Source organism: Saccharothrix violaceirubra (genome assembly GCF_014203755.1).
GTDB classification, from domain to species: Bacteria; Actinomycetota; Actinomycetes; order Mycobacteriales; family Pseudonocardiaceae; genus Actinosynnema; species Actinosynnema violaceirubrum.
Window position 1 is genome coordinate 1,401,723 of sequence record NZ_JACHJS010000001.1, and the last position, 15,403, is coordinate 1,417,125.

A 15,403-nucleotide genomic window follows, 5' to 3' on the forward strand; every position below is an offset into this window, starting at 1 on the left:
CAACCCTAAGCGATGGGTCCCGGTTGGCAGCGCGGGCACCAGTACGCGGGCCGTTCCCGGACCCCGGCACCTTGACCGGATACGCGCACACGCGTGCCGCACCGCAGACACGGACGGCCCTGACGTTCGAACACCCAGTGCTGCCGACCGCGGACCGACAGTCCGGTTGTGGTCTGCTCCGGGTGCCACGCGTTGGCCAGGAGCAGCTTTCGTGAGAGGCGCACGGCGTCGCGTGCGTCGACCGTGCGCACAGCGCTCCACGGTGACACGCCGAGGAGGAAGCACACCTCCGCCTTGTACAAATTGCCGATACCCGCGACGACACGTTGATCAAGTAGCGCGAGCCCGAGTTCGCGGTCCGGTTCTGTGACGAGCCGTGCGACAGCTTCGGTTTCGTGCGCATCCGACCAGCCCTCGGCCAGCAGATCGGGCCCGAGGTGGCCGACGATCCTGTCCTCGTGCGCGGTCGGGAGCAGTTCGAGGTCGTGCAACGCGAACCCGACCACGACCCGGTCGACGATCTCCAACAGCGCACGCACCTGGTGCACGGGACGCTTCCACCGTTCACCGGGCCGGTACAGGTGCCAGGCACCGTCCATGCGGAAGTGACTGTGCAGGCTCAGACCATCGGAGAACCGGGTGAACAGGTGCTTGCCGACCGAGCGGACCTCCGACACCTCCCGGCCGCCCAGATCCGCGGTCGCCCATCGTGGATGGCGCAGTTCGCCGCGGACCAGCGTCCGCCCGGCCAACGCCTCGTTCAGGCGGTGACCGGCGAGGAAGACGGTGTCACCCTCGGGCACCGCTCTCCAACGCGATCTTCAGTCCGAACGCGACCAGGACCGACGCCGTCGCACGCTCCATGAACCGACGTACGGCCGGTCGGTTCAACACGAGCACCGCACGCCCGGCCAGCCACACGACGCACAGCTGCCAGACCTGCCCGATGAGGACGTGGATACCGACCAGCAGCACGGCCCACGAGGTCGTGCCCCCGGTCGTGGGCAGGAACTGCGGGAGCAGGCTCAGGTAGAACACGCCGATCTTCGGGTTGAGCAGGTTCGTGATGAACCCGATCCGCAGCGCGCGCGTGGGCGTGGTGCGTTCCACCTCGACCGGTTCGTCGAGCTGCCGTCGACGCACCGACTTGTACAGCGCCGACCCGCCCAACCACAGCAGGTACGCCGCGCCCGCGTACCGCACGACCTCGTACGCGAAGCGTGACGCGATCAACAACGCGGTCAACCCCGCGATACTGGCGGCACCCCACACCACGCACCCGAGCGTCGTGCCGAAACCGCCGACGACGCCCGCGCGGCGTCCGCCGCCGAGCACCATGCGTAGCAGCATCATCGTGTCGAGGCCGGGTGTGATCGTGAGCAGCAGTGCCGCGACCGCGAACGCGACCAACGCGGTCGTGCTCACGCCTCCACTGCTTCCTGGATCTCCTCGTCGTCGAAGTCGCGGTGCACGGCACGTCGCCTGCTCCGACTCATCCGGAGAATCCGGGCGAGCACGAGGTTGAACGCCAGCGCGACCTCACGCGCACCCGGTGTACCCCACTCGTGGATCGGCATGCACGCGCCCTGCGCCTGCTGCACCGCCAACCGGTCGGGCAGCGCCACCGGCATGACCAGTGGACCGAAGATGTCGCGCAACTCGTCGATGCGGAACTGGTGCTCGTGCGACCGCGGCCGGACGCGGTTGACCACGACGCCGAGCGGCTGGAGGTCCGGGTTGTGCTCGCGCTCGGCCTGCACCGCCTCGAACGCCCGTTGCACGCCGGCGACGGCGAACATCGTCGGCTCGGTGACCAGCAGTGCGCGGTCGGCCGCCACGAGCGCGGACCGGGTCAGCTGGCCCAGTGAAGGCGGACAATCCAGCAGGACCAGCTGGTAAGGCTCCTCCTGGTCCTGGAGCAGCCGCAACGCGTCCCGCAGCCGGTTCAGCCGTGACTCGCCCGGATCGGGGTGGTTGAGCGATTCGGCGTCCTCGGACCCGGCGAGCACGTCGACGCTCTCACCCCAGCCGCTCGGCGCGATCGCGTCGCGCAGGTTCGCCGCGGTCGGCTCCCGCAGCACGTCGTAGACGCTGGCCGGCGTGTCCTCGGGTTCCAGCGTCGAGGTGGCGTTGCACTGCGGATCGAGGTCGACGACCAGCGTACGGACACCGCGTCGGAGCGCTGCCGACGCGAGTCCGAGCGCGACCGTCGTCTTACCGACACCACCCTTGAGGCTGAGCACCGCGACCGTATGCACGTTGTGCAGCCTACGGCCCTTAGGCTTTGGTGCCATGCGACCGGACGCCGTACACAGCGTGCTCGACGCGGAGCTGACCGCCGCACGTGCCCGGCGGGGCGGCGAACCGCCCCGGGTGCTCGACGTGGGCGGGGGCAGCGGCGTCTGGGCCGTGCCTCTGGCCGTGGCCGGATGCTCGGTCACGGTCGTCGAACCGAGCCCGAACGCGCTCGCCACGTTGCACCGCCGTGCCTCCGAGGCGGGCGTGCTCGACCGGATCACCGCGGTCCAGGGGGACACCGACGCGTTGGACGCGGACGGCAGCGCCGATCTCGTGCTCGCGCACGGTCTGCTGGAAGTCGTCGACGACGCCGACGTGGCGCTGGGCGCGTTGGCGGCTTCGGCCGCGTCGGGCGGTGCCGTGTCGGTGCTCGTGCCGAACCGCTTCGCCGCCGTGCTGCACCGCGCGCTCGCGGGCAAGCTCGTCGACGCCCGTCGACTGCTCGACACGCCGGGACCCGCGGACCGGCCACGTCGGTTCGACGTGGCGGACCTGGAGGCGCTCGTCGTGGGAGCGGGACTGAAACTCGAGGTGCTCCAAGGGCACGGTGTCGTCTCCGATCTCGTCCCCGGCGCCGTGCTGGAGTCCAGCCCCGGCGCCGCCGATGCGTTGGCGGAATTGGAACTCGCCGCGTCCCGACGCCCGCCGTTGCGCGATGTCGCGGCACGGCTGCACGTGCTCGCACGCAAGCCCTGATCGCGGGTTGGCGGGTCGGACGGTGCGGCCGTCCGACCGTCGCGCACGTTCGGCCACTCGCGCCCGTGTCCGCAATTGTCGGGCGAACATGAGGAGTGCGACGAAAACCGTGATGAACTTCCGGCACGTGTGCGTCCGTCACGCGTCTTGTTTGGGGTAGAACGTGCAGTGACGTTCCGCCCGTCAAGACGGAGGACCCCGTATGGAGGACCACACAGAACCGTCCTTAGGCGTCGATCGAGGTCTCGATGACCGGGTGCGTGCCGCGGTCGGCGGTGACCGGTACGCGATCGACCGTCTGTTGGAGTGCATTCGGCCGCTCGTCGTGCGCTATTGCCGTGCCCGGGTCGGTCGTCAGGAGAAGTCGTACGCGTCGGCGGACGACGTCGCGCAGGAGGTGTGCCTCGCCGTCCTGACGGCGTTGCCGTCGTACCGGGATACCGGACGACCGTTCCTGGCGTTCGTCTACGGCATCGCCGCGCATAAGGTCGCCGATGCGCACCGCGCGTCGCTGCGCAACCGGGCCGAGCCTGTCCCGGATGTGCCGGATGCGCCCGCCGACGCGGTGGGTCCTGAGCAGCACGCGTTGCGGACGGAGTTGTCGTCGCAGATGGGGCGCATGCTGCGCACGTTGCCCGACAAGCAGCAGGAGATCCTGTTGCTACGCGTTGTGGTCGGGTTGTCGGCCGAGGAGACCGCGGCCGTGGTCGGGTACTCGGCGGGTGCGGTGCGCGTGGCGCAGCACCGTGCTTTGTCGCGACTCCGGCGCACGATCGAAGAGAAGCGCAAGGTACGTCAAGGCTGAGCCCGTCGAAGTGTCCGCTGAGGTCTGCTGGGGGGCGAGGTTCACGACCGACCGTCGCGGCCGAGGTGACATCGAACTGACACGCTCGGGACACCTGCGCACCGCTCGGCGTTCTGACGTACACTCATCGAACATAGGTTCGAACGCTTCGAGAGGTTGGGCAGTGGGTCGAAGCGCGAACCTGCCACGTGGCCTCGTCGACCGATTCCGGGTCCGTGGCGACGACAAGCCGGACGACGGCGGCTGTCCGATGTTGCACGTCGACATGGATGCGTTCTACGCGTCCGTGGAGATCCGGGACGATCCCTCGTTGGCCGCCAAACCGGTGATCGTCGGCGGTACCGCGAATCGCGGTGTCGTCGCTTCGGCGAACTACCTGGCACGCGAGTACGGCGTGCGCTCGGCCATGCCGACCGCGCACGCCCGTCGGCTGGCGCCGCACGCCGTGTTCGTCTCCCCGAACTTCGCCCGGTACCAGGAGGTCTCCCGGGGTGTGATGTCGATCTTCCGCGACGTTACGCCCCTCGTCGAGCCGTTGAGCCTCGACGAGGCGTTCCTGGACGTCGGAGGCGCTCTGCGTCGTCTGCGCACAACTTCAGCCGGTGTCGCGGCACTCGTCCGGGCACGGGTGGAGGAGACGTACGGGATCACCTGCTCGGTCGGTGTGGCACCGACCAAGTTCCTGGCGAAGCTCGCATCGGGGATGTGCAAACCCGACGGCCTCATGGTCGTGCCTCGTTCGGAGGTGTCGGAGTTCCTGCACCCGCTTCCGGTCTCGGCGCTGTGGGGTGTCGGCGCGCGGACCGCTGAGCAGCTCGCCCAGGTGGGGCTGGATACCGTCGCCGACGTGGCGGCTGCCTCGCTGCCCCGACTGCGCAGACTTCTCGGCATCTCGCTGGCCGAGCATCTGCACGCCTTGGCCCAGGGCCACGACGATCGCCCCGTCGTGCCGACGGTGCGCGAGAAGTCGATCGGCGCCGAGGAGACCTTCGAAGTCGACCACTACGACCGCGAGCTGCTCAAACTCGAGCTGCTGCGGTTGGCGGAACGCTCGACGACCACCCTGCGCTCCCGTGGTCTGCGGGGGCGCACGGTGTCGATCAAGGTGCGGTTCGCCGACTTCACGACGATCACCCGGTCGCGCACGTTGCCCACCCCCACGGACGTGACCCAGGAGGTCTACCGGACAGCGGTGGTTCTGCTGCACGACCACGTTCCACCAGGCGCGATCCGACTTGTCGGTGTTCGGATCGAGCAACTCGTCGAACGGGGAGAAGGCGAGCAACTGCTGCTCGGCACCCCCGAACACGGCTGGCGACAGGCGGATCAGGCCGCGGACCTGGCGAGGACGAAGTTCGGCACCACCGCTGTCCGCCCGGCCTCGCTCCTGACTCCGCCACCCGCCAGATCGGCCGACCCGCTACCACCGCGCGATCATTGACCGGCTAAGGCAAGTCCGGGCTATCAAGATAGATGAGGTGGTCGACGACGAGTCGGCGGTCGGCGTTGGGCCCGAGCCGACCCGACCTAAGACGTGCGCACCGCACTGCCAGGAAACCTCTCAGGCGTACGCCGTCGGCGTTCGGCAAGAAATTCACTCCTGGTGTCGCGCCGGCTGACAGGTGAAGTGATCTCAGCGAGGTGCGGTGGAGGCCGGCCGTGTTCGACTGGGTGCAGATCAGGGCTGCGACGACGATGTGGGTGACGTTCGCTGGCCCGCAGTGGTGGTCCGCACCGCCTTCCAACGGTCGATGAGCAGGGCTAAGGCAGGGCGGATCGGACTCGTGTGCACCGTAGCCGCAGGTTGCGGGTCCCCTGGTCGGTGGTGAGTCCGCTTTCCCAGGGGGTGCGGGTGGCATGGCGTGGACGCGTACCGCAGGGGGCATGTGTGCGCGCGGGTTCGACCTGACTGACCCGGAGCGGGAATCCGTCGAGGGTGGTGACGGTTGTGATAAGTCCGCCGTGGCGGCGTGCTTTGCCCGAGTGCGCGCGTCGATCACCTTGCCGTGTCGGTTGACGATGGTCTCGCCGTGGTGGCGAGTGCCGCGGGGTCGGTGTGGTCGCATAACCAGCGCACGTCGAGCACGGCCCGGGCGATTCAGCTCGGCTCCCTCGCACCGGTGTGAGTGTCGATCCGTGCGCACTCGCGTTGCGGCGGCAGGACTGTGCATCGGGACACCAAGGCCGCGTCCCACGCGGACAGTTTCGTGAGCCGTGTGAAGCAGGTCGATGCTGCGGAGAGAGAGTGAGGAGGCGTGGTGGTCGGTCAGCCGCGAGATGGGTGCGTTTGACGCCCCTGCCGGAGGTGGCCGACCTGTTCGCTCGGACGAGTCGATGCCCACGCGTGCGACGCATGGGGATGACGCGCGGCGGCGCGACCTGGCAGAGGTCGTCGATGTCGTAGGCCTTGTCGGCGAACGGCTTCGCTCGCCGAACGGGCACTCCCCGCAGCGTGACCGGATGCGCGGCATGGCCCCGCAGACGTTGGCTTGAGCGATTGGCTGTCATGTGGGTTCGCGGCCGAGACGCCGACGGCAATTCGATGCGGTTGGGCACGACGTGCACGGACAAAGATCATGGTGCAACGCTTATCGCCACGTCAGATGTGCTCTAAGCGGCTGCGGCCGGCGGGATGGTCGTGGGATGCGACGCTCGACGTCGTCGAGTGCGGTGTGTTCGTCGTTCGGCGGCATTGGTCACGGCTCGAAAGAGGTACAGGCCCTGCCAGTACCGCGCCAACGGTGAACTCGGTGGCGGCATGGGGTAGCTGCTGTCGGTGGCCATGCGTCGGCTGGCGTCGGTGCTCTGGTGACCGCCACGAAAGAGTCCCTTACGGGTCGCCTTGTGCCCGGTTTGCTGGTCCGTGCTCGCCGATGACGGCTGACGTGACGCCGCGGCGTCACGTCGACGTGTGCTGGACCGGCGCCGTCGGCGGCGAGCGGTGCCGGGACGTCGTGTCTGCGCGTCGAGTTGCTCGGTCGTTGTCGTGTCGACGCTCGTCATGGTCCGTTTGGCGAGCGTGGCTTGGCGGGGGGCATCGGCGGAACGGTGCACCGTCTTTCCGTCAGGGTGACGAAAGGTCATGACGGCCGGTCGGTGAGCCGTCGACGAGAACCGGCGTCGTCCGGAAGGTGCGGCACGACGACTGATCACCATCCGGATGCGTCGAGGCGTGTCTCTGCCGGACTCCTGTCCGTCGGGGGAGGGGCTTTCGGGCACGGATCGGTGGGTGCCGTCCGTCGAACGTCGGCCCGTCGCACCGGTGACCTCCGTGGAGTGAGGTGCTGTCGAACCGTGGTGAGTCGGTCCGGCGCAGAGATCGGCATCCGACGGGCGGTCGGGACCTCCCGGGGAGAGCGCGGTGTCGGGCTTGGCCCGACCGCCGTCCTGGGATCGTGTGAAGGAGTTGCGGTGACGGAAGATCATTGCCGCGAGTACGTAGCGACTCTCCGGGGACGCGCCCCGGAACGACGCGCGTAGCCGTGGTCCGATGTTCGGGTGAAGGCGCAGGATCTCACTGAGTACCGTGACCAGATCCTGGATCGTGCGGATGCCGTGGGTGGCGTCCGCCATCGCCCGGTGCAGCGGCGCGGTGCGGAAGCCTTGAAGCAGGACCGGTGACACGTCCCGCGTCGTCGACACCTTCAGATCGCGGGTCGGCGGCGGCATGCGTGTGGTCAGCACGTGGACCGGTCCCGCGGTCGGCGGCGCCGAGCGGATGCCGTGCAGATGGAGGGCGTCCACGCCGGTGACGACCGCGTTCGCGCCCGCGTAGCGAAGGGCGGCCTGCATGCGCTGCGGGCGGTTCGGCGGCTTCCTGGTCAGCAGGACGACACCGGGCAGGAGTTCCGGCCAGCGGCCGAGAACCTTCTCACTCGGCAGTCCGAGCGTGATGAGGTCGGCGGTCTTCGCGACGCCGTGCGGGAACAGTTGGGACAGCGTGTTGGGATCGATTCGCATGCGTCCACCTTCGGCTGTGGGGCGCATGGGGGCGAGGATGGGTTGTCAATCTGTGGATAACTCGAGGGGCTGTGGACAACTTCGTCGTCAACGTCCCGAACCGAGATGCCTCCCGCGGACCCGACCGTCCGCAGAAGGCATCTCCTGTAGCGGTCGCCACCCCTCGTGGGCGCCGCGGGTCCAGGGCTACAGGTGGACCAGGGGCTCCCTGATCTCGGCGTTCAACTCGCGCCGTTCCGCACGGACCTCGCGCCACGCGTCGAGGACGGCGAACAGACCACCGGCGAGAACGAGCGCGACGGCCAAGGACACGACGCCGTCCGCTTCGAACCGGGTGACGATGACGACCGTGCTCCAGAGTTGGATCACGGTGAAGACCACGGTGCAGGCGATACGTTCGGTCAATCGGCGGCGTGCCTTGACCGACTCCGGGTTGGTGATCACGGCTTCCCCCTTATGAGCTGGACGAATAGCTCATTTGTAGGAGGATTCCGCGTATTGGTCTGCGTCAGGTGACGCACAACGGCGAATCAGTCCGTCAGGTCGTAGAGGCGTTCGGGTGACACCACGTCGATCTTCTTACGCCCGGTGTTGATGATCCCTTTCTCGCGCAGCGAGCGCAGCACGCGGACGAGGGACTCACGGGAGATTCCCGCGATGCTCGCGATCTCCTCCTGCGAGAGCGACACGGCGCCTTGGTCCGCGATGCCCCGGTGCAACACCATGTCGACCAGCACGGCCGCCACGCGCTGCGTCGCCGATCCGGAGAACTGCACCCGTTGGCGGTCCACGTCCCGCTGCCGCCCGATCACCACGGTGAGCACGACCCAGGCGATTCGGGGACGCCGCTGGCACAACCGCGCGAAAGACGCCGCCGACACCACGAGGGCGCGGACCGGTCCCAGCGCCCGGACGGTCGCCGAGCGAGGCAGGCCGTCCACCGCCGCGCGTTCCCCGAGAAGATCGCCGGCACCCCGCACCGCGAGCACTTTCTCCGCCCCGACGAGACGCGCCTTGGTCACCCGCAGCAGGCCGCGCAGGACCACCAGCACATGTCCCGTCGTGTCGCCCTCGTGACAGATCACCGCATCCGGTGCGTAGTCGTGCTCGACGCCGGCGGCGCGGAAGACGGTCTGTTCCTCGGGCGTCAAGAGGTTCCAGAAGCGGTCCACCCGTCAAGCGTGACGGGTACGTCGGCACCGAGGACCGTGGCGCTAGCACCGACCACCCGATCGGCAAAGCGTTCACAGTTGACCAAGGAGCCGCCTCACGGCGGCCTGACCATTGACCCGTGAGGATGATGGTGACCGAAGGAACCGCCCGGCCGTGAGGACCGGCTAGTCGCCGGGCCCCGCGAATCGTATCCTGGTCGAGACGCCCCCATGGCGGGGCGTCCGCCGGGACCGGCGGCAACCGTGAAGACCCGGCGCCCGCGACCGCTGTGCCGGAGGAGGAGCCATGCCACTCTCCGAGCACGAGCAGCGACTGCTCGACCAGATCGAGCGCGCGCTCTACGCCGAGGACCCGAAGTTCGCATCCACGGTGCGCGGCGCCAAGCTGCGCAAGCCGTCGCGCAGGCGGCGCATCCAGGGCATCGCTTTGTTCGCCGTGGGTGTCGCGCTGCTGGTGACGGGTGTGATGTTGCCGAAGCTCGCTGGCATCCCGGTGGTGAGCGTGGTCGGCTTCCTGTTGATGTTCTTCGGCGTGCTGCTGACAGTCACGACGCTGCGTCGTGGCGATCAGAGTGCCGAAGAGTCGTCCGGACAGGGCAGCCGTCCGAGCCGCAGCTCGTTCTCCCAGAAGATGGAAGAACGCTTCCGTCGTCGCTTCGAGGACGAGTAGAAGCCCCGTGACGTCTGCGGCCCGCCCTGAGAGGGGCGGGCCGCTTTCGGCTGTCCGAATCTTTGTCAGACGCGTTCCGGCTCCTCGGCGGGCGCCTTCGGGTGCAGTACGGACCGGGGCAATACCCGGGCGCGGAACGCCAGCGGCGCATTGCGGTGCAGGCTGCGTCGGACCTCGTCCAGGGCGTGGGGAAGTGCCGGGTCGGCGCCACCGGTCGCGCTATACCACGACCGTTCGATCGCGCCGACGACCGCTCGAAGTCCGTTACGGCCCGCGTCGTCGAGCTGATGGGTGCGCGCCAGTCGACGTGCCGCGATTCGGACCGTCTCGGTGGACGGCACCCGTGTGCCGCGGTCGACGGACTCGGCGAGCAGTTCGGCCCACGCCGCGTCGGCCGCGTCCGGCCCTAGTCGCGCCACCGTGTGCAGTCGTGTACGGCGTTTCAACACACGCAGCGCTGCCGGTGCGGCTACGACAGCGGCGAGCACGATCGGTACTGTGAGCCACCATGTGACGAACGCCACGGCGAAGGTGGCAGTCGCGACTGTCGCGGCCAAGGCGCCCACCAGTATCGGCGGCCTTGGCGCACGACGATTGCCGCCGAACGCGACCAGCAGCCACAGGGCCACGGCGAGCAACAGGGCGACGAGTGCGATGATCATGTGCCAGACCGGTGTCGGATCGGACTTCTGGGCCTGACCGGACTGGTCCGCGGCACCCGGCGCGGCGGTCGTCGTCGTGCCCGCGCTCGCGGTGGTCGTCGTGGTCGTGGTCGTCGTCGAGGTGGTACCGGAGTCGTCCTCCTCGTCGTCCGGGTTCATGCCGGAGATGTACGGCGGCACGACGCTGCGTCCGTCCGACAGCGGCGTCGGATCGAACGTCATCCAGCCGTAGTCCGGGAAGTACACCTCGACCCACGCGTGGGCGTCCTGCGTGGTGATCGTCTGGTATTCGTCGGTGGGGAAGCCCGCGGTGAAGCCGAGCGCCACCCGTGACGGAATGCCCACCGCCCGCGCCATGACCGCCATCGCCGAGGCGTACTGCTCGCAGTACCCGGTCTTGCCCTTGAGTACGAAGTCCGTCAGCGCGTCGGTCGACGTGTCGTTCTTGGTCTCGAGCGAGTACTTGAAGCCCTGTGTCCCATCGGTGAAGTACTGGTGCAACGCGTACGCCTTGTCGAACTGGTTGCGTGCACCGGCCGTGATCCGTTTCGCCAGCTCGAGGATCTCCGGGTCGACGCTCGGTGCCTCCAGGTACGCCTGGTCGACATCCGGGTTGCCGGTCACGCCTCGGAGCGTGTCGGTGCCCGGTTCACCCAGTGCGGTCTCCAACGTGTACTTCTCGGACTTGCGTGCACGGACGCTGTAGACCATTCCCCGGCCCGCGTCCCACCGCCAGTTGTCGTCCACGCCAGCGAACCGGCGCGGCCTGCCGTACACCGGCAGCCAGTTGTCCAGCCACGTGACCGGCTCGATCTCGATCGAGGTGACGTCACCCGTGCCGGGATCGCCCGGCTGGACGGACACGACGCCGTTCGCCGCCACGCCCTCCGACAGGTTCCCGCCGAGCTGCCACCCCTTGCCCGGTACGTACTCGCGCAACGTCATCGCACGCAGGTACTCGGACTTGGGCAGGCCGCGGACCCGGAACAGCTCACGGGTCTCACCGCGGTCGAGCATGCCGCGCAGTTCGGTCATCGGGTCGATGCCCAGTCCGCCGGAGCCGCCGCCGGCCTCGTCACCGCCGCCGGGCAGCCGTCCGACCGTGCCGACCAGCGTCAACGCGCCACCGGAGACCGCAGCGATCACCAGAGCGGTCACCGTGACCACCGTCGCGGTCGGCCCGGGGCTTCCGCCGCCGCGCCTGCCACGCCACGAGTCGTGTCTGCGTCGACCGTCGACCACCAGGAGCAGGGCGAACCCCGCCGCACCGCAGACGAACGTCCACATCGGGAGCATGTCGTCGGCCAACGATGCGGGCACCGCGAATACGCACAACAACACGAGACCGGACGCCGCAGGCGCGGCTGCACCCACCGCGAGCGTGTCGACCAAGACCGCGACGAGACCGATCGCGACCATCACCAGGCACCGCATCGCGGGGGTGTCCGGCACCGGTGGGATGCCTGTCTGGACCTCGGAGACCGCGTCGCCGAGCACCGCGCCCAGATCGGTGATCGACTGCGGGTCGGGCAACACGATGAGGATGCCGCTGCGGGTGAAGATCGTCACCAGCAGGCACAGCAGCGCGACGAGCTGACCGAGTCCGACCACCAACGCTGGTATGCGCACAGACCGCAGCAGTACACCGACCCCGACGACGACCGCGATCGTCACGGCCAGGTACACCAGCCACAACCCACCGGCGATCACACTGGCCAGCGCGGTCGACGCGCACAGCGTCGCGAGCCCGGCCACCGCCGGTGTCGCGGTCACGGTCGCCGCACCGCGCGCTGTTCTCGCCGCCAACTCAGCCCACCTCCGCACGCGTCGGACGGGAACCGGCGCTGTGGCACAGCTCCTGCCAGACCTGGTTCATCGACACGGCGGGCGTCGCGACGACCGCGCCCCAACCCGCCGCGCGTAGCAGCGCGAGCGCCTCCGACGCATCCGGCGCCGGGTCCTCGTTCGGCAACGCCCATCCGCGCACGTCGATGACGACGGCGAGGCTTCTCACGCCACGCGGGCGGTTGCGGATTAGGGTGTCGACGACGCCCGGTGAACACGCGCCGAGCACCGCGATCAGTTCCTGTCCCGCACCCGCATCAAGTCCCAGCGCCGGTGCCGCCCGGTGTGACGCCTGGAGTCCCGCCAACACGTCGAGCACCACGGCGTCGCTGTGCCCACCTTCGCTGGAACCACCCGCGAGTACGTGGCCGTCATCGCCGATCAGCCGCACCTGCTGACCAAACCTGTGCAGGTGCAGGCACACCGACGCGGTGAAGGACACGGCCCATTCCAAGGACGCACCCGGACCCGAGCCGCGATGAGCGGTCAGTCGGTGGTCAAGCAGGACCGTGGTGCCGCCCCGCCAGGGACGTTCCTCGACCCGGACCATCAACTCGTCCCGGCGCGCGGTCGAACGCCAGTGGACCTTTCGCAGGTCGTCGCCGTGCCTATAAGGACGGACGACCGCGTCGTCCTCACCCTGACCCGCGCGCAGCCGGATCGAACCGTCGTCGCCCGCGCCCATGCCCGATCCGCCGGGTAGTCCGGTCAGGCCGGTCACCCGGGGCACGACGACCAGACGACTGCGACCCGCCAGTTCGCGGTCGAACTCGGCGAGCCCGAACGGGTCCGTGATCCGTGCCATGAGCGGGCCGACTTGCTGGATGCCGCGCATCACGGGCTTGAGCGGGTACCGCAACGCCGTCACCGTGTTGCGCGGCAGTCGCTCCACGACGAAACGTGGACGTGCCCCGAGCGCATACGGCACGCCGTCCTCCATGAGCAACCCGCCGGTCGGCAGCCTTCCCGTGCTACGGAGTTCGACCCGGGCCTCCGCGGCGGCGCCGACCTGTACCCGTCCCGGGTACAGGAACCGCGTCGCGTGCAGCCCGACGCGCGCCCGTCCGGCAAGCCACGCCGCGAGGAGAGGCAACGCGATGACGAACACGGACACACGCAACAGATCGCGTTCGTTGAGCAGGACCGCGCACAACCCCGCTGCGACGCCGGCAGCGAGCAGGCACCGGCCGCGCGTGGTGAGCCCGGACAGCGCCCCGCGCACGTCAGCGACCGGGGAGGTGCTGTGGAACGGGGACGCGCTGGAGCAACCCGCGCACGAGGTCGGCCGACGACCGCCGGGCCGCCTGCGCCTCAGCGGTCAGCACGAGCCGGTGCGCGAGCACAGGGACGGCGACCACGTGGATGTCGTCCGGCACGACGAAGTCGCGTCCCGACAACGCGGCCTGGGCACGTGCCGCGCGCACGAGCTGCAACGTCGACCGCGGCGACGCACCGAGACGCAGCTCGGGCAGTCGTCGGGTCGCGCCGACCAACTCGACCGCGTACCGGCGGATGTCCGGCGACAGGTGCACGCGACGCACGGCCTGTACGAGCTTGAGCACCTGGTCCCCGGTCGACACCGGCCGCAAGTCGGCCAATGGGTTGCTGCCCGCGTGCTCGTCGACCATCGCCAGCTCGGCCTGCGGGTCGGGGTAGCCGATCGACACGCGCGCGGTGAACCGGTCGCGCTGCGCCTCGGGGAGGGCGTACGTGCCCTCCATCTCGATCGGGTTCTGGGTGGCGATCACCATGAACGGCGCGGCGAGCTGGTAGGTGTTGCCGTCGACCGTGACCTGTTGCTCCTCCATGCACTCCAGAAGCGCGGACTGCGTCTTGGGGGAGGCGCGGTTGATCTCGTCGCCGACCACGATGTTCGCGAAGATCGGACCGGGCCGGAACTCGAAGTCGTTGTCCTGGCGGTTGTAGATCGACGAGCCGGTGACGTCGCTGGGCAGGAGGTCGGGTGTGAACTGGAGTCGGCTGACCGTGCAGTCGATCGACCGGGCGAGGGCCTTGGCCAACGACGTCTTGCCGACACCGGGGACGTCCTCCACCAGGAGGTGTCCCTCGGCCAGCAGGGTCACCAACGCGATGCGGACGACCTCGGGTTTGCCGACGAGGACCCGTTCGACGTTCGCCGCGATCCGTCCGGCCACCGCGTGCAGTTCGGCGAGCACGTCGTCCGGTCGGACCGGCCCGTGGTGATTCACCCCACCGTAGGAGTGGTCGGGCGGTGCGGCTGGCTGGGTACTCGGAGTCACTCGACCTCCATGAGCAGGGCGGCCCACCCGCGGCGGTGTCGCGCCAGGCGGTGAGCGTTTCACGCAGTGTGTCAAACCAGGGCGAGGCGCCCTACACCGATTGAACAGATTCATGTCTTCGACTGCCACGTACCGGCTTCCCCCACCGGTTCGCCCACAATCCCCCACGACCCCCTCTCGAAGCCGCCGTAGTGCGGTTATCGCTGGACCGTACGGGTGAAGAAATCCGGGTTTCGGCTCACTCCACGGTGTAAGCCTGTCCGTCTTCCCCCACCACGCTCCGTGCCTGGCATCTTCGCTCTACCTGCGGAAACGCTGCGGCACCTGGCTCGTGGAGGGCCGTTTCGACGTTGACTGTGGAGAAAAGTGGGGTACTGTGGCGCCCGGTGGGGCAGACGGGGGCCCCACTGCCGGTTTCACCGTCGGCTTCGGCGGCGGGAGGTGTGGCGCCATGTTCCTGGGCACGCATCACCCCAAGTTGGACGACAAGGGCCGGCTGACGCTGCCTGCGAAGTTCCGGGACGCGCTAGCGGGGGGTCTCATGGTCACCAAAGGCCAGGACCACTGCCTCTACGTGTTCCCCCGTGGCGAGTTCGAGCAGATGGCGCGCAAGGTGGCCGACGCACCGTTCACGAACGAGGCGGTCCGGGCCTACCAGCGCTACCTGTTCGCGGGAACGGACGAGCAGCGGCCGGACGGCCAGGGCCGGGTGACGATCGCACCGGAACTGCGCCGGTACGCGGGGTTGACCAAGGAGTGCGTGGTCATCGGCGCGATCAACCGGTTGGAGATCTGGGACGCGCAGGCGTGGCAGCGCTACCTGGACGAACACGAGGACAGCTACGCCGAGGCGCGCGAGGAGGTGCTCCCCGGCGTCTTCTGACCGAAGGGCTCGACGTTTCGAGGTTTCGGGTGCCGTGAGGCCTCGGTCCGCTCGGCTTTCGGCCCTGGCGCACCTTCCCCGGCGCCAGGTTCGACGGGCGGGCGGGGACCTGACGACACCCGATCTCGTCTCTCGCGGGAGGGGAGCAGCA

Annotated in this window: 14 protein-coding genes; 5 read left to right on the plus strand and 9 right to left on the minus strand. The window is 69.0% G+C overall.

Annotated features, from left to right (window positions below):
* Positions 1-5: 5 nt before the first annotated feature.
* Genes F4559_RS07140 through F4559_RS07150 form a run of 3 tightly spaced genes read right to left on the minus strand, consistent with a single transcriptional unit; the run spans position 6 to position 2,258 of the window.
* A complete protein-coding gene (locus F4559_RS07140; protein ID WP_184666879.1) occupies positions 6-803 on the minus strand; it encodes a DNA-formamidopyrimidine glycosylase family protein in 798 nt (265 codons plus the stop codon).
* Positions 790-1,425 (minus strand): LysE family translocator, encoded by a 636-nt coding sequence (locus F4559_RS07145; protein ID WP_184666880.1) that lies wholly within the window; start codon positions 1,423-1,425, stop codon positions 790-792. The genes F4559_RS07140 and F4559_RS07145 overlap by 14 nt, the downstream gene beginning before the upstream one ends.
* On the minus strand, positions 1,422-2,258 hold the full coding sequence (locus F4559_RS07150) for a ParA family protein (protein WP_312865503.1): 837 nt from the start codon (positions 2,256-2,258) through the stop codon (positions 1,422-1,424). Before F4559_RS07150 ends, F4559_RS07145 begins: the two co-directional genes overlap by 4 nt.
* Positions 2,259-2,292: 34 nt before the next feature.
* Here F4559_RS07150 and F4559_RS07155 point away from each other — a divergent pair, with 34 nt between their 5' ends.
* The 3 genes from F4559_RS07155 to F4559_RS07165 all read left to right on the plus strand — a co-directional run bounded on the left by F4559_RS07155 (position 2,293) and on the right by F4559_RS07165 (position 5,240).
* Positions 2,293-2,994, plus strand: coding sequence for a class I SAM-dependent methyltransferase (locus tag F4559_RS07155; protein ID WP_184666882.1), 702 nt, complete (start codon positions 2,293-2,295; stop codon positions 2,992-2,994).
* A gap of 202 nt (positions 2,995-3,196) precedes the next feature.
* The gene (locus F4559_RS07160) at positions 3,197-3,799 is read left to right on the plus strand and encodes a sigma-70 family RNA polymerase sigma factor (protein WP_184666883.1); all 603 of its coding nucleotides are present in this window, start codon (positions 3,197-3,199) and stop codon (positions 3,797-3,799) included.
* A 163-nt stretch (positions 3,800-3,962) separates the two neighbouring features.
* Positions 3,963-5,240, plus strand: coding sequence for a DNA polymerase IV (locus F4559_RS07165; RefSeq protein WP_312865504.1), 1,278 nt, complete (start codon positions 3,963-3,965; stop codon positions 5,238-5,240).
* Between the two features lie 1,169 nt (positions 5,241-6,409).
* On the opposite strand, the gene F4559_RS07170 is transcribed toward F4559_RS07165, so the two are convergent.
* The 3 genes from F4559_RS07170 to F4559_RS07180 all read right to left on the minus strand — a co-directional run bounded on the left by F4559_RS07170 (position 6,410) and on the right by F4559_RS07180 (position 8,931).
* On the minus strand, positions 6,410-7,759 hold the full coding sequence (locus F4559_RS07170; RefSeq protein ID WP_184666884.1) for a hypothetical protein: 1,350 nt from the start codon (positions 7,757-7,759) through the stop codon (positions 6,410-6,412).
* Between the two features lie 186 nt (positions 7,760-7,945).
* Complete coding sequence (locus tag F4559_RS07175; RefSeq protein WP_184666886.1) at positions 7,946-8,203, minus strand: hypothetical protein; 258 nt, start codon at positions 8,201-8,203, stop codon at positions 7,946-7,948.
* 86 nt (positions 8,204-8,289) lie between these two features.
* Positions 8,290-8,931: a Crp/Fnr family transcriptional regulator gene (locus F4559_RS07180; RefSeq protein WP_184666887.1), complete on the minus strand. Its 642-nt coding sequence runs from the start codon at positions 8,929-8,931 to the stop codon at positions 8,290-8,292.
* A 286-nt stretch (positions 8,932-9,217) separates the two neighbouring features.
* Between F4559_RS07180 and F4559_RS07185 the strand changes: the two genes are divergently transcribed.
* A complete protein-coding gene (locus F4559_RS07185) occupies positions 9,218-9,601 on the plus strand; it encodes an SCO2097 family morphological protein (RefSeq protein ID WP_184666890.1) in 384 nt (127 codons plus the stop codon).
* Between the two features lie 65 nt (positions 9,602-9,666).
* On the opposite strand, the gene F4559_RS07190 is transcribed toward F4559_RS07185, so the two are convergent.
* Genes F4559_RS07190 through F4559_RS07200 form a run of 3 tightly spaced genes read right to left on the minus strand, consistent with a single transcriptional unit; the run spans position 9,667 to position 14,318 of the window.
* Positions 9,667-12,036 carry a transglutaminase TgpA family protein gene (locus tag F4559_RS07190; RefSeq protein ID WP_312865505.1) on the minus strand — a complete coding sequence of 790 codons (2,370 nt, stop codon included), beginning with the start codon at positions 12,034-12,036 and terminating at the stop codon, positions 9,667-9,669.
* 34 nt (positions 12,037-12,070) lie between these two features.
* Entirely contained in the window at positions 12,071-13,330 is a 1,260-nt protein-coding gene (locus F4559_RS07195; RefSeq protein ID WP_184666894.1) for a DUF58 domain-containing protein, read from the minus strand.
* Between the two features lies 1 nt (position 13,331).
* Positions 13,332-14,318: an AAA family ATPase gene (locus F4559_RS07200; protein WP_376774628.1), complete on the minus strand. Its 987-nt coding sequence runs from the start codon at positions 14,316-14,318 to the stop codon at positions 13,332-13,334.
* 502 nt (positions 14,319-14,820) lie between these two features.
* Here F4559_RS07200 and mraZ point away from each other — a divergent pair.
* Entirely contained in the window at positions 14,821-15,252 is a 432-nt protein-coding gene (mraZ, locus tag F4559_RS07205; RefSeq protein WP_184666899.1) for a division/cell wall cluster transcriptional repressor MraZ, read from the plus strand.
* Positions 15,253-15,403: the final 151 nt, after the last annotated feature.